Genomic DNA, 17,236 nt, shown 5'->3' with positions numbered 1-17,236 from the left:
TGTTCTGCCACCGATCGTCAGTGGTCGGCGTTCTGCGGCGGCAGAGCGGCGATGAACGGGTGGTCACGCTCGATCAGGCCCAGCTTCGAGGCGCCACCGGGCGAACCGAGGTCGTCGAAGAACTCGACGTTCGCCTTGTAGTAGTCCTTCCACTCCTCCGGAGTGTCGTCCTCGTAGAAGATCGCCTCGACCGGGCAGACCGGCTCGCACGCGCCACAGTCGACACACTCATCCGGGTGGATGTAGAGCGATCGCTCGCCCTCGTAGATGCAGTCAACCGGGCACTCTTCGATGCACGCCTTGTCCTTCACGTCGACACAAGGCTGCGCGATGACGTAGGTCACGCTGTCGTTCCTCCTCGGAAGGGCCTGGTGGCCCGTTCTGTTCTGCTGCCGTGCGCGGTGTGAGCGCGGCGTCGTCGATGCCCGCCCCTAGTATCGCGGGTCGGAGACCGCAAATGCACAGGAGGTGGCCAGATGGCGACGGTCAACCCGGTCGGCGACCGTCCGGAGGTCCGGATAGACCGCTCTGACGTGGGACGACGCGTGTCGGTCCGGCGCCTTGCGGAGTTCGTGGACGAGCGGCCGGTGTTCCGGGATTCGATCGGGGTGCTCACATCGTGGGACGATCATGGATTGACGGTCGTCCCGCGCTCCGGCGCTCCGGTGTTCCTGCCGGAGAAGTTGCTGGTCGCGGGCAAGGTCGTGCCGCCGTTTCCGGCCCGGCGCGCCCCGTTGCCGGTCACCGCACCGGTCGAGCTGCAGCGGATCGCGGGGCGCGGCTGGCCGGCCGCCGAGCAGGAGCCGCTCGGCGAGTGGACGCTGCGCGCCTCGGCCGGGTTCACCCGGCGGGCCAACTCCGTCCAGGCGCTCGGGGACCCGGGGCTGCCGCTGCCCGAGGCGCTGGCGGCCGTCCGGGCCTGGTACGCGGCGCGCGGGCTGCCCGCGTACGTCGAGGTGATCTCCCCCGGCTCCCCGGCGGCGCTGGTCGCCGAGCTCGACCGGCTCGGGGCCGGGTACGCGCCCACCCTGGTCCGCACCGCCCCGCTGGCCGGACTCTCCCGGGCCGGCGCCGGGACGACGGGGGTCCCCCCGACCGGAGGCCGGGGGAGGGTGCGGCTCGCGCGGACCGCGGACGACGGGTGGCTGTCGGTGTACCGGCGGGTGGGCGACGACCCGGCGGTGGAGGAGGCGGCCCGGCAGGTGCTGCACGGCGGGCCCTCCGTCTGGTTCGCCACCGTGCCGGGCGCCCCCGGGCAGCCGCCGCTGGCGATCGGACGCTGTGTCATCGAGGGCGACTGGGCCTGCTTCGGCGCGATCGAGGTCCAGCCGTACGCGCGGCGGGCCGGGCTGGCGACGGCGGTCATGGCGGTGCTCGCCTCGCGCGCGGCCGAGGAGGGGGCGAGCGGCGGGTACCTCCAGGTCGAGGCGGAGAACGCGGGGGCGATCGCCCTCTACGACGGACTCGGCTTCACGACCAGTCACACTTACCACTACGCCCTTCTTCCCCAGGGGTAGCCGCCAGGCCGTACCGCCCGCCCGCCCGCCCGTCCGCCCGCCCGTTCGTCCGCCCGTTCGTCCGCCGCCTTGTCCGTCCGCCGTACGAAAGCCGTCGCCGTCACCGTGACCGAGCAGAGCAGAGACCGCTTCCGGACCGCCGCCCGCACCGAGCACCCCGACCCGGTGCTGCTGTGCCTGCTCGCCGCCGCCGAGCACGGCATGGTGCCCGACCCCGGCGACCCCGGTGAACCGCCCGGCGTGGACGCGCTGCTCGCCGCCTGCGAGGCCGCGCTGGAGCGGCACGCGGCGGCCGTCCGGCAGGCCGTCGCCGAGCGGGCGCCCACTGGGCCGGAGGAGACCGCCGCCCTGCTCGCCGCGGTGCTCGGCGGGCGGGAGCGCTTCCACGGGCGGCAGTCGGACTACCGGCGCCTGGAGTCCTCGTTGCTGCCCGAGGTGCTACGGCGGCGGCGCGGACTGCCGATCACGCTCTCCCTGGTGTGGACGGCCGTCGGGCGGCGGGCCGGGCTGACCGTCCACGGCATCGCGCTGCCCGGCCACTTCATCGTCGCGGTGGGCGGCCCGGCGGGTGGCGAGGAGTACGTCCTGGCCGACCCCTTCCACGGCGGACGGCTGCTCGACCCGGAGGACGCCGAACGGCTCGTCGCCGCCGCCGGGCAGGAGTTCACCCCCGCCATGCTCACCCCGGCCCAGCCGCTGGACATCGTGCTGCGGGTGCTCGGCAACATCCGGGCCTGGGCCGCCGACCGCCCCGAGCACGCCCGCACCCAGCTGTGGGCCACCGAGCTCGCCCTGCTGCTGCCCCGGCACCCCGCCCAGCTGCGTCTGGAGCGGGCCGAACTCCTCGTCCGCACGGGGGACTTCCTCGGCGGATCGGCGGAGATGGACGCCTACGCGCGGATCCTGGACACCTTCGACCCGGGCACCGCCGCCAAGGTCCGGCAGGAGGCCCGGGCGGCCCGGCACCGGCTCAACTGACCCGCCGCGCCCGGGGGTGTCGGCCGGGCCCTACAACCAGCCCTTCTCGCGGGCGATCCGGACCGCCTCGGTGCGGTTGCGGGCCTCGGTCTTCTGGATCGCCATCGACAGGTAGTTGCGCACCGTCCCCTCGGACAGGTGCAGCCGCCGGGCGATGTCCGCGTTCACCGCGCCGTCGGCGGCCGCGCCCAGCACGTCCCGCTCGCGCGGGGTCAGCGGGTTGGCGCCCTCGGCCAGGGCGGCGGCGGCCAGCGCCGGGTCGATCACCCGCTCGCCGCGCAGCACCCGGCGGATCGCCTCCGCCAGCTCGGCGGCCGGCGCGTCCTTCACCAGGAAGGCGTCCGCGCCCGACTCCATCGCCCGGCGCAGGTAGCCGGGCCGGCCGAAGGTGGTCGCGATCACCACCTTCGTCCCGGGTGCCCGGCCGCGCAGCTCGGCGGCCGCCTCGATGCCCGTCATCCCCGGCATCTCGATGTCCAGCACGGCGACCTGCACGTCGTGCGCGAGCACCGCCGCCACCACCTCGTCCCCGCGGCCGACCTGCGCGACGACGTCGATGTCCCCCTCCAGCCCGAGCAGCGCGGCCAGCGCCTCCCGGACCATCCCCTGGTCCTCGGCGAGCAGCACGCGGATCGAGGCCCCGTTGTCAGTGTCGTTCATGGCACGACCTTAGAGGGCGGGGTTGAGTCTCCCCCGGGGGGAGACGCCAAGGTGGACCGCATGGACGGCAGCGACACCCTCTACTCGATCGGCGACCTCGCCCGGCGCACCGGACTCACCGTCAAGGCCATCCGGTTCTACGCCGACACCGGCCTGGTGCCGCCCACCGACCGCACCGCCGCCGGCTACCGGCGCTACGACGTCCACGCGCTCGCCCGGCTGGACCTCGTCCGCACCCTGCGCGAGCTCGGGCTCGACCTGCCCGCGATCCGCCGGGTGCTGGAGCGGGAGGCCCCGCTGCGGGAGGCCCCGCTGCGGGAGGTCGCCGCCGCGCACGCCGAGGCGCTGGAGCTGCAGATCCGCACGCTCCGGCTGCGCCGGGCGGTGCTGCTCGCCGTCGCCCAACGCGGTTCCACACCCGAGGAGATGAGACTGATGCACAAGCTCGCCAAGCTCTCCGACGCCGAACGCCGGCGCCTGATCGACGACTTCATCGACGAGGCCTTCGGCGGCCTGGACGCCAATCCGGAGTTCGTCGCCATGATGCGCTCGGCCATGCCCGAACTGCCCGACGAGCCACGGGCGGAGCAGGTCGAGGCCTGGGTCGAACTGGGCGAACTCGTCCAGGACCCGGACTTCCGGGCGGCGGTGCGGGCGATGGCCGAACAGCAGGCCGCCGAGCGCGCCGACGGCGACCGCTCCGGTCTGCACCACGCGCTCACCGCGACCGTGACCACCGAGGTCCGGGCCGCGCTGTCCGCGGGCGTCGCCCCCGCCTCCGCCGACGCCGACCCGGTCGTCGCCACCCTCACCGCCGCCTACGCCGAGGCCTTCGGCCGCCCGGACGACGCCGCGCTGCGGCAGTGGCTGTTCGACCGGCTCGGGACCGCCGACGACCCGCGCGCCGAGCGCTACTGGCAGCTGATGGCGACCATCAACGGCTGGCCGGTCCCGGAGGGCCTGCGGGACGTATTCGAGTGGTTCACCGAGGCCCTGCGGGCCAGACTGGCCCGATGATCACCCTGGAACCGCTGCGCCCCGACCACGCCGAGGCCCTGCTGGCCTTCGAGCGCACCAACCGCGCCTTCTTCGCCCGCAGCATCCCGGACCGCGGCGACGCCTACTTCGTCGGGTTCGCGGACCGCCACGCCGCCCTCCTCGCCGAACAGGCCGAGGGCACCTGCCGGTTCCACCTCGTCCGCGACGCGGCCGGCCTGCTGGTCGGCCGCGTCAACCTGGTCGACCTCGCCGACGGCAGCGCCGAGATCGGCTACCGCATCGCCGAATCCGCCACCGGCCGGGGCATCGCCAAGGCCGCCGTGGCCGAGGCCTGCCGCCTCGCCGCCACCGCCTACGGCCTGACCGCCCTCACCGCCGTCACCACCGTCGACAACCCCGCCTCCCAGGCCGTCCTCCTGCGCAACGGATTCGCGCTCGACCACGAGTTCCTCCTCGACGGCCGCCCCGCCCTCGCCTACCGCCGCGGCCTGGCCGGCCTCCGCTGACACCACACCGACCGTCGTCCGCCGACCGGCTGCACCATCGGCCGGGACCGACGGCACGGGAAGTCGGCCGGGTCGACTTCCCGCTACGGCAGCCGGCGCAGGGCGGCCTCGACGCTGTCGGCGGGGCTGGTGTTGAAGGCGAGGGCGGCCCGCACGGCGTCGCCGTCCACGCCGGGCACGGTGTGCGGGTCGAATCCGATGATGAGAACGGTGGGCATGTCCGGTTCGACGGTCACTGCGGCCGCCCGGGTTCCCCGTGGAGGCAGCGGGACTCGACGCGCCCGCGCTCTAGCGGGAGTTCGAAGGGCCGGCGGACGCCGTCCGCAGCGGCACCGAGGCCCGCAGCCGAAAGCCCCTCCCCCGCTCCCCCGGCCCGGTCTCCAGCCGCCCGCCGACCAGGGCCAGCCGCTCCTCCAGCCCGGCCAGGCCGTTGCCCGGCTGGGACTTGCCCGGGCCGCGCCCGTTGTCGGTGATCTCCAGGACGGCGTAGCGCTCGCCGCTCGCCTCCCAGCTCTCGTCCGCCGTCACGGTGCAGACGGTGGCGCCCTCGCCGTGCCGGACCACGTTGGTGACGGCCTCGCGCAGTGCCCAGGCCAGCGCGCCCGTCTCCTCGTCGGCCAGCGACGGCCAGGCGTCCACCAGCTCCGGCGCGGCCTCCAGCCGGACCTGCGCGGCGGCCAGCGCGGTACGGGCGGCGGCCAGTTCGACCGGCAGGGTCGGGCGGCGGAAGCCGGTCACCGCCTCCCGGACGTCGATCAGCGACTGCCGGGCGACCTGTTCGATGTCGGCGACCTGCGCCCGCGCCGCCTCGTCCTTGCCGGCGTCCATGAACCGTCCGGCCAGCTCGCTCTTCAGGGTGATCAGGGAGAGCGAGTGCCCGAGCAGGTCGTGCAGGTCGCGGGCCAGCCGCAGCCGCTCCTCGGAGGCGGCCAGGTGGGCGACCGCGGCCCGGGCCTCGCGCAGTTCCTTCATGGTGGCGACCAGCCGCTGCAGACCGGTCATCGCGACGCCGGAGAGGAAGGCACTGAGCGCGAAGGTGGTGATGCCGTCGATGCCGGCGTGGATCAGCTGGCCGGTCGCGGCGGTGAGGACGGCCATGCCGAGCAGCGCCCGCAGCGCGTACTTCAGCGGGGTGACGACCGCGACGCACACCGAGGCGTAGATGAACATGGTCAGGAAGGCGCTGCCGAGGACGAAGGACGAGACGACCGCGAGCACGGTCATCGTCGCGACGACCACCAGGCAGGCCCGCGGCCGCATCCCGGCCTGCGAGCGGAAGATCACCAGCAGCACGTAGGAGACCACGAAGACCGCCAGGCAGCACCAGCCGAGCACCGTCCCGGCCGTGGTGTGGCCGCCGTTCAGCAGGTCGCCCGCCGGGTAGGCCAGGTAGAGCATCCACAGCATCATCCAGGCGACCTTGACCAGCAGCTGGCGCCTGCTCTCCACCGGGGATCCGGGCACGTTCATGAAGGAGGCGCGCGCCACGCCCACCTCCGGCGGTTCGTCGGTGCGGTGGGCCTGGCGCGCGTCGCTCATGTCGATCATCATGCCTGGCGGGTGTCGCGGCGGTACAGGGCCGCCGCGGCGGCGGTGAACACCACGAGGAAGGCGGCCAGCCCGGCGACCGCGACGGTGTCCAGGGAGTGCCCGGGCTGGGTGAAGGTGGCCAGCTCGTTGTACAGGTACACCGGGTTGAAGCGGGCGAACCTCTCCAGCGAGCCGCTCACCGGGAACCAGGTGCCGCCGAGCAGGGCCATCGCCATGTAGGTGATCATCACGATCGGCTGCACCGCGTCCGGCGCCGCCGCGTACCCGAGCGCCACGCCGAGCGCGGCGAAGACGAAGCTGCCCAGCCAGAGCGCGGCCGCCAGCCCGAGCCACTGCGGCCCGCTCAGCGAGACGCCCTGGCTCGCGCCGACCGCGAAGACCACCAGGATCGCCGGGAGCGTCGTGACGGCGGTCGCCGCGATCTTGCCGACGGTGTACGCCCGGCCGGGCAGCGCGGTCAGCCGCAGCTGGCGCACCCAGCCGCTCTTGCGCTCCAGCGAGATCCGCTGCGCGCTGCCGGTCAGCACCGCGCCGACCGCGCCGAAGGTGGCCATCGAGACCATGAAGTAGGTCTTCACCGGCAGGCCTCCGGCGAGGCTGGTGGAGCCGTAGGCGTTGATGAAGAAGAAGTACATCAGCGCCGGGTAGGCGATGGTGAAGAGCAGGTAGCGCCGGTTGCGGAGGGTCCGCAGGATCTCCAGCCTGATCAGGGTGGTCATCGCACGCTCTCCTTCTCCGCGCCCGCGACGTCGGCGCTGTCGGTGCCGGTCCCGCCGCCGTCCTCGCGGTCCAGCTCGCCGGTGATGGTCAGGAAGGCCTGCTCCAGGCCCACGCCGGTGACCTCCAGCCCGCGCGGGTAGAGGCCCGCCCGGTAGATCCCGGCCACGGTGGCGTCGGCGTCCGCGGTCCGGATCCGCACCGTCCGCGTCCCCGGGACCCTCGCGGTGACGTCCAGCGACGACACACCCGGCAGGGTGCGCAGCACGGACTCCTCGAACCCGCCGTCCGCGTCGTGGAGTTCGAAGGCGATCCGGCGGGCGCCGGCCCGCGCCTTGATCTCCGCCGAGGTGCCGTCGGCGATCAGCCGGCCGCGGTGCAGCACCAGCACGCGGTCGGCGATCGAGTCGGCCTCCTCCAGGTAGTGGGTGGCGAACAGCACCGTGCGCCCGGCGTCGGCCTGGGCGCGCATGCTCGCCCAGAACGACTGCCGCACGCCGACGTCCATGCCGGTGGTGGGCTCGTCCAGCACGATCAGGTCGTTGTCGCCGGCGATGGCCAGGGCGAAGCGGACCCGCTGCTCCTGGCCGCCGGACAGCTTGTCGACCCGCCGCTCCGCCAGCTCGGTGATCCCCGCGTCGGTCAGCACCCCCGTGACCGACCGACCGCGCGGATGCACGTCACAGGCCAGCCGCACCAGCTCGCGCACCTTGACGTCGCTCATCAGCCCGCCGCTCTGCAGCATCGCGCCGACCCGGCCGGCCTCGATCGCCGCCCGCGGGGCGCCGCCGAACAGGGTCACGCTGCCCCGGTCGGGCTCGCGCAGGCCGAGCAGCAGGTCCAGGCTGGTGGACTTCCCGGCGCCGTTCGGCCCGAGCAGGGCGACGGTCTCGCCCGGCCTGAGCACGAGGTCCAGTCCGTCCACGGCGCGCACCCGCCCGTAGCTCTTGCCCACGCCGCGGAAGGCGGCCACCTCGGTAACCATCGCCCGGCTCCTCTCCCCTGATGGTGTCACCCTCGTGGTGTCACGGTCGGTGCTGTTCGCACCTCCTCAGGGTCCCGCGCGGGCGGGGGGCGGCGGCAGTGTCCGCCGTCGTGCCTTCGACATGACGGATGTCATGCCGCGGGCCGGTACCCGCGTCACCGGGTACCGGCCCGGAAAGGGCTGGTCAGAGGGTCTTCACAGCCCCAGCGAGCGCTTCACGAAGTCGACCTGGAGCAGCAGCAGGTTCTCCGCGACCTCCTCCTGCGGGGTCATGTGGGTGACGCCGGACAGCGGCAGCACGGTGTGCGGGCGACCGGCGGCGAGCAGCGCCGAGGACAGCCGCAGGGTGTGCGCGGCCACCACGTTGTCGTCCGCCAGCCCGTGGATGATCATCAGCGGGCGCTCCAGGCCGGCCGCGTACCCGCTCAGCGAGTTGGCGGCGTACACCTCGGGCCGCTCGGCCGGGTCGCCCAGGTAGCGCTCGGTGTAGTGGGTGTCGTACAGCTCCCAGTCGGTCACCGGCGCCCCGGCCACCGCCGCGTGGAAGACGTCCGGGCGGCGCAGCACGGCGAGCGCGGCGAGGTAGCCGCCGTACGACCAGCCGCGGATGGCGACCCGGTCGAGGTCCAGCGGGAACTCCCCGGCGAGCGCCCGCACCGCGTCCACCTGGTCGTCCAGGGTGGCCCCGGCGAAGTCGAAGGCGATCGACTTCTCCCAGGCCGGCCCGCGCCCGGGGGTGCCGCGCCCGTCGGCGACGACCACCGCGAAGCCCTGGTCGGCGAACCACTGCGAGTTGAGGTGCGGGTTGTGCGCCTGGACGACGCGCTGGCCGTGCGGGCCGCCGTACGGGTCCATCAGGACGGGCAGCAGGCCGTCGCGCTCGCGGTCGTAGCCGGTGGGCAGGAAGACGGCGGTCGGGATGCGGCGCTCGCCGGCGAAGCGGAAGACCGGGCGGGCGGTGATGACCGGGGTCTCGGCGTACGAGGCGACGGTGGCGACGTCGTCGACCGCCAGGCCCTCGGGCAGGTCCCGGGCGACCTGGACCAGGGAGCCGGGCAGGTCGGGCTCGGCGGTGGCCCGGACGGTGATCCCGCCGCCGTGCACCGCGCTGGTGACGGAGGTGAAAGGCCGCCCGTTGGCCGACTCCCAGCTCAGTCGGGTGCCGTCGTGGCTGATCCGGCCGACGCCGATCCAGCCCGGCTCGGGGTCGGTCTCCTCGGCACCGCCGGAGGCGCCGAAGAACACCTCCCGCTCGGTGACCGCGACGACCGAGCGGACGTGCAGGTCGGCCCCGGTCACGGCGCGGTCGCCGATCACCAGCGCCCGCACCCCTCCCTCATCGGAGATCCGGACCAGCTTGCCGTCCGGGGTCCAGGCCGGTGCGCCCGGGAACAGCTCCAGCCAGACGCCGTCCTTCTCCTCGTGCAGCACCTCGGTGGCGCCGGTGGCGGCGTCGAGTCCGAGGATCCGCTGGCCGCGCTGGTCGCGGCTCTGGACCAGGAGCAGCGGCACGCCGCCCTTCGACCAGTGCACCCGGCCCAGGTACGGGTAGGCCTCGCGGTCCCAGACCACCTCGGTGCGCCCGCCGTGCAGGTCGAGCAGCCAGAGCCCGACCTCGGCGTTGGCGCCGCCGGCCGCCGGGTAGGCGACCTCGGCGGGCTCGCGGTCCGGGTTCGCCGGGTCGGCGATCCACCAGCGGCGCACCGGGCTGTCGTCGGCGCGCTCGGCCAGCAGCCGGTCACCGTCCGGGGACCACCAGAAGCCCCGGTCGCGGTCCATCTCCTCCTGCGCGATGAACTCGGCCTGGCCCCAGGTGACGTTCGGGCCGTCCGGCTCGGCGAGCACCCGGTCGCCGCTGCCGTCGGTGCGGGTCAGCCGCAGTTCGCCGGCGGTGTTGGCGTACGCGACGTGGACGCCGTCCGGGGACGGGCGCGGGTCCAGCAGCGGTCCCTCGGCGGGCAGTTCGGCGGTGGTGCCGGTGGCCAGGTCCGCGGTGAACAGGCGACCGGAGAGCGCGAAGGCGGCCAGCTTCCCGGCCGCGTCGAGGGCGTAGCCGACGATGCCGGCCGAGCCCTCGCGGCTGCGCTCGCGGCGGGCCTTCTCGGCCGGGGAGAGGTCCTCCTCGCCGCCACCGAGCAGCGCGGCCGGGTCGGCGGCGATCCGCTCCTCGCCGGTGGCGGTGTCGAGGGTCCAGAGCAGGTTGGCCCGGTCGCGGCCGGATCGCGAGCGGAGGAAGACGACCCGCGAGCCGTCCGGCGCGACGGAGAAGGAACGGGGCGCGCCGACGGTGTAGCGCAGGGTCCGCGCGTACTGCCGCGGGAAGGTGTCGGCAGAGGTGTGGGAGGTCATGGCCCAGACCTTATGACGCCGGACCACCGCCCCCGGGCGTCCGTTGATCACTCGTTCGGAGCATCGTCACCAAGTACGCCCCAAAGAGGTCCAAACCGCCTCCGACCGGCCCACGCGCCCCTCGAATGCCACGATGCCCCGGCGCGCGAGGACTCACCGAGGGTAATGACACCCTCACCCATCGGGTATGACTTGTCGCGCGGGCGACCGCCCGGCCCCGTCCCGGACCGCGGCCACCCGCAGCCCCCAGTCCCGCACCGTCCCTCGCCGCCCTCCCCCGGGCGGCGTGCCCGAGAAGGGGTGTGAGCCGACATGGCCATGAACATCTCCGCCGCCGTGCTGATGCTGGTCATCGTGGTGATCCTGATCCGCCGGTCCGGCCTGAAGCTGGCCCACGCGATCGTCTGCGCGCTGCTGGGCTTCTACCTGGCCTCCAGCTCGATCGCCCCGTCGATCAGCCAGGTCACCAGCAACCTCGCCGGAATGATCAACGGCCTGAGGCTCTGACCCCGTCCCGGCGGTCGTTAGGCTTCCTCCCATGACCGCGACTACCGGCCGCCGCCTCCTCCTGGTGCACGCGCACCCCGACGACGAGTCGATCGGCAACGGCGCCACCATGGCCCGGTACGCCGCCGAGGGCGCCCGGGTCACGCTGGTGACCTGCACCCTCGGCGAGGGCGGCGAGGTGATCCCCCCGGAGCTGGCCCACCTGACGGCCGATCGGGACGACGCCCTCGGCGCGTACCGGATCGGCGAGCTGACCGAGGCGATGCGCGCCCTCGGCGTGAGCGACTTCCGCTTCCTCGGCGGCCCGGGGCGCTACCGCGACTCCGGGATGATGGGCGTGCCCGAGAACGACGTGCCCGGCTGCTTCTGGCAGGCGGACGTCGAGGAGGCGGCCGGCCACCTGGTCGCGGTGATCCGCGAGGTGCGCCCGCAGGTGCTGGTCACGTACGACCCGGACGGCGGCTACGGGCACCCGGACCACGTCCAGGCGCACCGGGTCGCGACGCGCGCGTACGAGCTGGCCGCCGACCCGGCGCACCGGCCGGAGCTGGGCCCGGCCTGGCGGATCGCCAAGGTGTACTGGAACCGGATGCCCCGCTCGGTGATCGGGGCCGGGCTCGCCGAGGCCGCCGCCAAGGCGTCCTTCCCGGGCGTCGCCCAGCCCTCCGACGTCCCCGGCGTGGTCGACGACGAGGTGGTCACCACCGTGCTGGACGGCGCCGCGCACGCGGGGCGCAAGGCCGCCGCGATGGCCGCCCACGCCACCCAGATCACCGTGGACGGCGCCTTCTTCGCGCTCTCCAACGACCTCGCCCAGCCGCTGTTCGCCACCGAGTACTACCAGTTGGTGCACGGCCAGGCCGGGCCGGGCGAGCCGGAGGACGACCTGTTCGCCGGCCTTCCGCTCGACGCAGCCCACGCCGAGGAGGGCACCCGATGAGCAAGACCGTCGCCCCGCCGCCGCGCCGCACCCTCGCCGCCGCCGTCCTCGGCACCCGCGAGGAGCGACTGGCGGAGTCCCAGCCCCCGCGCGCCGCCCGGATCGCGGCCTATGTCCTGTTCTTCCTGCTGGGTGCCGCGGTGTCGATCTGCGGATCCTTCGTGCAGGCCCTGTGGCCGCCGGTCGGAGTCCTGCTGGCGCTCGCCGCGACCGCCGCCACCTTCTACGGCGGCCTGCGGGTCACCGGCACCCGGCTCGGCGCGGGCGTGCCCGCGGCCGGCTGGTTCCTGGCGATGCTGCTGCTGATCGTGCCCCGGCCCGAGGGCGACAACGTGCTGTGGTCCAACGCCACGTCGCTGGCCTGGCTGTTCGCGGGCTCGGTGCTCGGCGTGATCTGCGCCACCCTGCCCACCCGCGCCGGCTGGTTCCCCGGGGTGCCCGGCCCCCCGCGCTGACCGGGGTCGTGCACGGCGTACCGTACCGCGTACGACGAGCAGTCAGGAGCGTACGGCCTTACTCTCATACCGGAGGAACCGGACGTATCAGGATCTGTCCGAAGCCGTTCGCCGCTCAGTTCTTCCCAGTATGGTGGTCCCGCAGAACGCCGTACCCGACCGCCGCCCGCCCCAGTCAAGGCCCGGCGACCACGAACCGCGGTCGCGCCGCACGGCCCGCCCGCGAACCCGGAGCAGAGCAGCATTGAGCAGCCGCGAATCTGACAACGCCCACCCGACGCCGCGGCGCACGGGTCCGGACGCCTACCCGTCGGGCACCCCGCCCTACGGCACGCCGGGCCCCGGCGGCGACCGGGCCGACGCCGGACCGGGCACCGCGTCGGGCGGCGAGGACGACGGTCCGAAGACCGAGACCACCCTGACCACCCGGGTCCGGATCAACATCCCCGGCTCGCGTCCGATCCCGCCGGTCGTCGTCCGCAGCACCGTCAAGAACGAGGACGGCCCGGGCGATGACGCCCCGGCCGCCACCGCCGACCCGGGCGCCCCGCGGCACCGCTCCGCGCCGGCCTCGCCCGTCCTCGGTGTGATGGACGACGGCGGCCCCCAGGCCGCCCCGCCGAACCTGCCGCCGGAGTGGCAGATCCCGCCGATCCCGCCGGCGACCTCGGAGTCGGAGTCCACCGGCGCCTGGTTCCGTCCGCGCCAGAAGAAGGCCGCGACCGCCGAGCCCGTTCCGGCCACCGTGCCGGCCGGTGCCGTGGGAGCGACGGAGGCCCCGGCCGCACCCGGCCCCGCCGCCGAGCCGCGCCCGCAGGGTGCCCGCCCGGCCGCGGGCCGGGCCGCCCGCGCCAACGGCGCCGCCCCGAACGGCCGTCCGGTGCCCGCCCAGGGCAAGCAGCCGAACCCGGCCGCCGCGCCCGCCGCGCCGCTGCCCGCCGAGGCCCCGGTGGACGAGCCCGGCGTGTACGAGGCCGCGGACCCGTTCGCGCCGGTCACCGACCCGTTCGGCACCTCCGTGCCCGACGCCGGCGCGCAGGGCCTGCCCCGGCGCAACGGCGGTCAGCGCACCGGCGGACAGCAGAACGGGCAGCACCAGAACGGGCAGCACCAGAACGGCCGGCAGCGTGGGAACCGGCCGGGCGGCCCGCAGCAGCCCGGCCCGCAGAACGGCTTCCAGCCGAACGGCCACCCGGCGCCCGCACCGCACCCGCAGGCCGTACCGGTCGCCGAGCCGAACCCGGAGGACACCTCCGTCGACGGCTTCGCGCCGATCCGCGACACCACCCCGCCGCCCGCCGCGATACCCGGCCTGCCCCGGAACGGCGCCCCGCACGGCGCCGACGGCCGTCCGCAGCCGGGTCTGTTCGCCTCGGCCCCGACCGGCACCGACCCGTTCGCCGCCCAGCGCCCGGCCGCCCCCGGCCACGGCCAGGACGTCCCCGCCGCTCCGGCGGGCCCCGGCGCCCTCTTCCCGGGCGCGCCCGGCACCGCCCAGCAGCCCGGCGGCGACCCGGAGGCCACCGCCGTCACCCCGCTGCCGGCCCCGACGCCCGGCGTCCGGTCCGAAGGCACCGAGGACGCCAAGAGCCCCAAGGGCGGCAAGGGTTCCAAGGGCGAGAAGGGCGGCAAGGGTGGCAAGGCCGCCGCCAAGCCCGTCCCCGCTCCGGCCCCGGCCCCCGCCGAGACCAAGACCGAGCCCGCCACCCCCGCCAAGGCCAAGCGCGGCGGGGCCGGCAAGAAGCTGGTCAAGCTGGGCGGCTACGGCATCGGCGCGGTGCTGTTCCTCGGCGCCGCCGCGTACGGCACCGGCCTGATGCTCAACCAGTCCGACGTCCCCAAGGGCACCGTGGTGCTCGGCGCCGAGATCGGCGGCAGCAGCCGCGACCAGGCGATCCACCAGCTGGACGAGTCGGTCGGCAAGGCCGGCCAGCAGCCGCTCAAGCTGAAGATCGGCGACCAGGCCGTGGACCTCGACCCGGCGGTCGCCGGCCTGAGCTTCGACACCACCGCCACCGTGGACGGCCTGGCCCAGCACAGCTACAACCCGATGGACGTCTTCAAGTCGCTCAAGGGCGGCACCAAGACCGTCGCCCCCGAGGTCAAGGTCGACAAGGCCAAGCTCAAGGCCGCCCTCGACACCCTCGCGGCCGGCTCCGGCCAGGGCCTCCAGGAGGGCTACGTCAAGTTCGGCGACAACGGCGAGCCGATCGTCGTCCCCGGCCGGGCCGGCCAGGCGGTGGACTCGGCGAGCGCCCTGGACGTGATCGCGCAGGCCTACCGCGACCGCGCCGACGGCAAGCCCGAGCAGCCGATCGCCCTGGCCGTCACGGCCGCCCAGCCGAAGATCTCCACCCAGGCCCTCCAGGGCGCCGCCGACACCCTCGGCAAGCAGGTGGCCTCCGGCAAGGTGCACGTCGTGGCCGGTGCCAAGTCCTGGGACTTCGGCCCGAAGACCGCCTCCAAGGTGCTCACCCTGGTTCCGGACGCCTCCGGCAAGATCGTGCCCAAGTGGGACGTCGACGCGCTCGCCGCCCAGCTGGGCACCGTGTTCGACAAGGTGAAGGTCAAGAAGAACGGCCAGGTCGCCGTGATCACCCCGCAGGACGTCGCGGACGGCATCACCTCGGTGTTCGACAAGACCGGCGACAAGGACCGCACCTTCAAGTTCGTGGTCTGACGCCGTCGACGTCCGGCGCGTTCGCCTCCGCCGAACCCGCGCCGCACGAGGGGCGGGCCCGCATCCGGGCCCGCCCCTCGACAACACCCCTCCCGGTCAGCAAGATGTGACGCCACACCACCCGCCACATCCACCCCCGGGAGCACGCCGATGCGCCGCCGCCTCCAGCACCACGGGACGGCCCTGCTCGCCGGTCTCACCGCCCTCACCCTCTCGCTGGCGCTCTGCTCCTGCACCTCCGGCCAGGACGGCGCCGACGCCGCGCCGTCCGCCCTCGCCACGCCCAAGCTCACCTCGCTGGACATCAACCCGCACGACCGGGCCCAGCTGCGCCAGGGCGGCACCCTGAACCTGGCGATCGCCCAGTTCTCCCGCCAGTGGTCGCCGATCCACACCGACGGCAGCGAGTCCTCGACCGTCATGGTCAGCAAGCCACTGCTGCCGACCTTCTTCCGCTCGGACGCGGCCGGCACCCAGACCCCCAACCCGGCCTACCTCCAGGAGGCGCACGCCGAGATCAGGGACGGCCGGCAGGTGGTCACCTGGACGCTCAACCCGAAGGCCCACTGGTCCGACGGCACCCCGATCACCTGGCGCGACATCGAGGCCAACTGGCGCGCCCTGAACGGGAAGGACCCGGCCTACAAGTCCTCCAGCAGCACCGGCTTCGAGCTGGTCTCCGCGGTGGAGCGCGGCAAGGACGACTTCCAGGCCGTGATGACCTTCGACCACCCGTTCTCCGAGTGGCAGTCGATGTTCAACAGTGCGGGCAACGCGCCGCTGCTGCCCGCCGGCCGGATCTCCACCCCGGAGCTGTTCAACTCCGCCTACCTGGACGGCTTCCCGGTCACCGCCGGCCCGTTCAAGGTCGAGCAGCTGGACCGCGCGGCCCAGACCGTCACGCTCGTCGCCGACCCCTCCTGGTGGGGCGACAAGCCGATGCTGGACCGGATCGTCTTCCACGCGATGCTGCCCGACGCGATGCCCGAGGCCTTCGCCAAGGGAGGGCTCGACCTCGTCAACATCGGCCCGGACGTGGCCGGTTACCAGATCGTCAAGAACACCAAGGGTGCCGCCGTGCGCCGGGCCGGCGGGCCCGACTTCCGCCAGCTCACCCTGAACGCCCGCACCCCCGCGCTCGGCGACGCGACCGTACGCCAGGCCGTCTTCCAGGCGATCAACCGGGACGTGGTGATCCGCTCCGACCTCAGCGGCCTGGACTGGCCGGCCGTCCCGCTCAACAACCACCTGCTGGTCACCAACCAGAACGGCTACCGCGACAACTCCCTGGGCCTGGCCCGCTACGACCCCGCCGAGGCCGCCCGCAAGCTGGACGCGGCCGGCTGGAAGCTGGACGGCGACGTACGGAAGAAGGACGGCCGCGAGCTGAACCTGCGGATGGTCGTCCCGGCCGGCGTCACCCCGGCCCAGGCCGAGGCCGCCAACACCACCAGGATGCTCAAGGACGTCGGCATCAAGGTCACCACCGTGACCGCCCCCGCCAACGAGTTCTTCGACAGGTACGTCAACCGCAACGACTTCGACATCGCCGCCTACTCGCTGATCGGCACCCCCTTCCCGGCCAGCGGCAACCGCGCCAACTTCGTCCAGAGCGGCGGCACCAACCACGTCGGCGCGGGCAGCCCCGCGGTGGACGCCGCGCTCGACCGGGCGGCCGCCGCGGCCGACGCCGCCACCGCCTCCGAGGCGATCAACCAGGCCGACGGCGAGCTCTGGAAGGTGGCCGGCGTCCTGCCGCTCTACCAGCGCCCGCAGCTGTACGGGGCCCGCGCCGACCTCGCCAACATCGGCGCCCAGGGCCTGTCCGACATCGTCTGGGAGAACGTCGGCTTCGTGAAGTAGCCGCCCGCCGAGGCTGAGGCCGGGCCCGGGCTGAGCCTCAGCCTCAGCCTCGGCCTCAGCCGTGCAGCGTCTCGCGCCAGTAGTGGCAGGCGCTGCGGCGGCCCGCCAGCTCCGTCCCGTACTCGCTGGTCACCGGTGTCAGCGGCGGGAGTTCGGTACGGCAGCGGTCCTGCGCGCGGTCGCAGCGGGGGCTGAAGGCGCAGCCCTGCGGAAGGCTCAGCAGGCTCGGCGGCAGGCCCCTGATGGCGTGCAGGTTCCGGCCCTTCTGGTCGAGGCGGGGGATGGAGTCCAGCAGCCCCCTGGTGTACGGGTGCGCGGGCCGGGCGTACAGCTCCCGGACCGGGGCGGTCTCGACGACCCGGCCCGCGTACATCACCGCGATCTTGTCCGCGACGTCGGCGACCACGCCCAGGTCGTGGGTGATCAGGATCAGCCCCATGTTGTACTCGGCCTGGAGCTCGGCCAGCAGGTCCATCACCTGGGCCTGCACCGTCACGTCCAGGGCCGTGGTGGGCTCGTCCGCGATGAT

At 74.2% G+C, this 17,236-nt stretch carries 17 protein-coding genes; 9 read left to right on the top strand and 8 right to left on the bottom strand.

What is annotated here, in order from left to right:
• Positions 1–17: 17 nt before the first annotated feature.
• Complete coding sequence (gene fdxA, locus ABZ449_RS32980) at positions 18–344, bottom strand: ferredoxin (RefSeq protein WP_030061559.1); 327 nt, start codon at positions 342–344, stop codon at positions 18–20.
• A 291-nt stretch (positions 345–635) separates the two neighbouring features.
• Here fdxA and ABZ449_RS32975 point away from each other — a divergent pair, with 291 nt between their 5' ends.
• Both ABZ449_RS32975 and ABZ449_RS32970 read left to right on the top strand, forming a co-directional pair.
• Complete coding sequence (locus tag ABZ449_RS32975; protein WP_360353493.1) at positions 636–1,517, top strand: GNAT family N-acetyltransferase; 882 nt, start codon at positions 636–638, stop codon at positions 1,515–1,517.
• 105 nt (positions 1,518–1,622) lie between these two features.
• Positions 1,623–2,495: a transglutaminase-like domain-containing protein gene (locus ABZ449_RS32970; RefSeq protein ID WP_360353492.1), complete on the top strand. Its 873-nt coding sequence runs from the start codon at positions 1,623–1,625 to the stop codon at positions 2,493–2,495.
• A 30-nt stretch (positions 2,496–2,525) separates the two neighbouring features.
• On the opposite strand, the gene ABZ449_RS32965 is transcribed toward ABZ449_RS32970, so the two are convergent.
• Positions 2,526–3,155 carry a response regulator transcription factor gene (locus tag ABZ449_RS32965; protein WP_360353490.1) on the bottom strand — a complete coding sequence of 210 codons (630 nt, stop codon included), beginning with the start codon at positions 3,153–3,155 and terminating at the stop codon, positions 2,526–2,528.
• A 60-nt stretch (positions 3,156–3,215) separates the two neighbouring features.
• On the opposite strand from ABZ449_RS32965, the gene ABZ449_RS32960 reads away from it, so the two are divergent.
• Together ABZ449_RS32960 and ABZ449_RS32955 are read left to right on the top strand one after the other, a co-directional pair.
• Positions 3,216–4,172 carry a MerR family transcriptional regulator gene (locus ABZ449_RS32960; protein WP_360353488.1) on the top strand — a complete coding sequence of 319 codons (957 nt, stop codon included), beginning with the start codon at positions 3,216–3,218 and terminating at the stop codon, positions 4,170–4,172.
• Entirely contained in the window at positions 4,169–4,660 is a 492-nt protein-coding gene (locus tag ABZ449_RS32955) for a GNAT family N-acetyltransferase (protein ID WP_360353486.1), read from the top strand. The genes ABZ449_RS32960 and ABZ449_RS32955 overlap by 4 nt, the downstream gene beginning before the upstream one ends.
• An 83-nt stretch (positions 4,661–4,743) precedes the next feature.
• On the opposite strand, the gene ABZ449_RS32950 is transcribed toward ABZ449_RS32955, so the two are convergent.
• The 5 genes from ABZ449_RS32950 to ABZ449_RS32930 all read right to left on the bottom strand — a co-directional run bounded on the left by ABZ449_RS32950 (position 4,744) and on the right by ABZ449_RS32930 (position 10,262).
• Positions 4,744–4,878: a hypothetical protein gene (locus ABZ449_RS32950; RefSeq protein WP_360353484.1), complete on the bottom strand. Its 135-nt coding sequence runs from the start codon at positions 4,876–4,878 to the stop codon at positions 4,744–4,746.
• Positions 4,879–4,948: 70 nt separating this feature from the next.
• Positions 4,949–6,199: a histidine kinase gene (locus tag ABZ449_RS32945; protein ID WP_360353483.1), complete on the bottom strand. Its 1,251-nt coding sequence runs from the start codon at positions 6,197–6,199 to the stop codon at positions 4,949–4,951.
• Positions 6,200–6,207: 8 nt separating this feature from the next.
• Positions 6,208–6,930: an ABC transporter permease gene (locus tag ABZ449_RS32940; RefSeq protein WP_360353481.1), complete on the bottom strand. Its 723-nt coding sequence runs from the start codon at positions 6,928–6,930 to the stop codon at positions 6,208–6,210.
• Positions 6,927–7,913, bottom strand: coding sequence for an ABC transporter ATP-binding protein (locus ABZ449_RS32935; RefSeq protein ID WP_360353479.1), 987 nt, complete (start codon positions 7,911–7,913; stop codon positions 6,927–6,929). The genes ABZ449_RS32940 and ABZ449_RS32935 overlap by 4 nt, the downstream gene beginning before the upstream one ends.
• Positions 7,914–8,108: 195 nt before the next feature.
• The gene (locus ABZ449_RS32930; protein WP_360353477.1) at positions 8,109–10,262 is read right to left on the bottom strand and encodes a prolyl oligopeptidase family serine peptidase; all 2,154 of its coding nucleotides are present in this window, start codon (positions 10,260–10,262) and stop codon (positions 8,109–8,111) included.
• A 312-nt stretch (positions 10,263–10,574) separates the two neighbouring features.
• Between ABZ449_RS32930 and ABZ449_RS32925 the strand changes: the two genes are divergently transcribed.
• From ABZ449_RS32925 to ABZ449_RS32905, 5 genes are all read left to right on the top strand, one after another.
• Positions 10,575–10,769, top strand: a complete 195-nt coding sequence (locus tag ABZ449_RS32925) for a DUF2304 family protein (protein ID WP_049658010.1) — start codon at positions 10,575–10,577, stop codon at positions 10,767–10,769.
• A 31-nt stretch (positions 10,770–10,800) separates the two neighbouring features.
• Positions 10,801–11,709 (top strand): N-acetyl-1-D-myo-inositol-2-amino-2-deoxy-alpha-D-glucopyranoside deacetylase, encoded by a 909-nt coding sequence (gene mshB / locus ABZ449_RS32920; protein ID WP_360353476.1) that lies wholly within the window; start codon positions 10,801–10,803, stop codon positions 11,707–11,709.
• A complete protein-coding gene (locus tag ABZ449_RS32915) occupies positions 11,706–12,164 on the top strand; it encodes a DUF6113 family protein (protein ID WP_360353474.1) in 459 nt (152 codons plus the stop codon). The genes mshB and ABZ449_RS32915 overlap by 4 nt, the downstream gene beginning before the upstream one ends.
• 244 nt (positions 12,165–12,408) lie before the next feature.
• Entirely contained in the window at positions 12,409–14,844 is a 2,436-nt protein-coding gene (locus ABZ449_RS32910; RefSeq protein WP_360353473.1) for a peptidoglycan binding domain-containing protein, read from the top strand.
• A gap of 150 nt (positions 14,845–14,994) precedes the next feature.
• A complete protein-coding gene (locus ABZ449_RS32905; RefSeq protein ID WP_360353471.1) occupies positions 14,995–16,707 on the top strand; it encodes an ABC transporter family substrate-binding protein in 1,713 nt (570 codons plus the stop codon).
• Between the two features lie 55 nt (positions 16,708–16,762).
• Here the strand turns inward: ABZ449_RS32905 and ABZ449_RS32900 are convergent.
• The coding region (locus ABZ449_RS32900) for an oligopeptide/dipeptide ABC transporter ATP-binding protein (protein WP_360353469.1) at positions 16,763–17,236 on the bottom strand (474 nt) is incomplete at its 5' end.

Origin of the sequence: Kitasatospora sp. NPDC005856, assembly GCF_040629945.1 — a bacterium.
GTDB lineage: Bacteria > Actinomycetota > Actinomycetes > Streptomycetales > Streptomycetaceae > Kitasatospora.
The sequence above is the reverse complement of the archived record's forward strand: the minus strand, read 5'-3'. Positions and strand labels throughout refer to the sequence as shown.

What these genes read in the sequence shown, in the direction of transcription:
- mshB (WP_360353476.1), top strand. Translation starts at nt 10,801, where the DNA reads ATGACCGCGACTACCGGCCGCCGCCTCCTCCTGGTGCACGCGCACCCC.
- ABZ449_RS32940 (WP_360353481.1), bottom strand. Translation starts at nt 6,930, where the DNA reads ATGACCACCCTGATCAGGCTGGAGATCCTGCGGACCCTCCGCAACCGG.
- ABZ449_RS32930 (WP_360353477.1), bottom strand. Translation starts at nt 10,262, where the DNA reads ATGACCTCCCACACCTCTGCCGACACCTTCCCGCGGCAGTACGCGCGG.
- ABZ449_RS32945 (WP_360353483.1), bottom strand. Translation starts at nt 6,199, where the DNA reads ATGAGCGACGCGCGCCAGGCCCACCGCACCGACGAACCGCCGGAGGTG.
- ABZ449_RS32955 (WP_360353486.1), top strand. Translation starts at nt 4,169, where the DNA reads ATGATCACCCTGGAACCGCTGCGCCCCGACCACGCCGAGGCCCTGCTG.
- ABZ449_RS32915 (WP_360353474.1), top strand. Translation starts at nt 11,706, where the DNA reads ATGAGCAAGACCGTCGCCCCGCCGCCGCGCCGCACCCTCGCCGCCGCC.
- ABZ449_RS32905 (WP_360353471.1), top strand. Translation starts at nt 14,995, where the DNA reads ATGCGCCGCCGCCTCCAGCACCACGGGACGGCCCTGCTCGCCGGTCTC.
- ABZ449_RS32935 (WP_360353479.1), bottom strand. Translation starts at nt 7,913, where the DNA reads ATGGTTACCGAGGTGGCCGCCTTCCGCGGCGTGGGCAAGAGCTACGGG.
- ABZ449_RS32925 (WP_049658010.1), top strand. Translation starts at nt 10,575, where the DNA reads ATGGCCATGAACATCTCCGCCGCCGTGCTGATGCTGGTCATCGTGGTG.
- ABZ449_RS32965 (WP_360353490.1), bottom strand. Translation starts at nt 3,155, where the DNA reads ATGAACGACACTGACAACGGGGCCTCGATCCGCGTGCTGCTCGCCGAG.
- ABZ449_RS32960 (WP_360353488.1), top strand. Translation starts at nt 3,216, where the DNA reads ATGGACGGCAGCGACACCCTCTACTCGATCGGCGACCTCGCCCGGCGC.
- ABZ449_RS32950 (WP_360353484.1), bottom strand. Translation starts at nt 4,878, where the DNA reads ATGCCCACCGTTCTCATCATCGGATTCGACCCGCACACCGTGCCCGGC.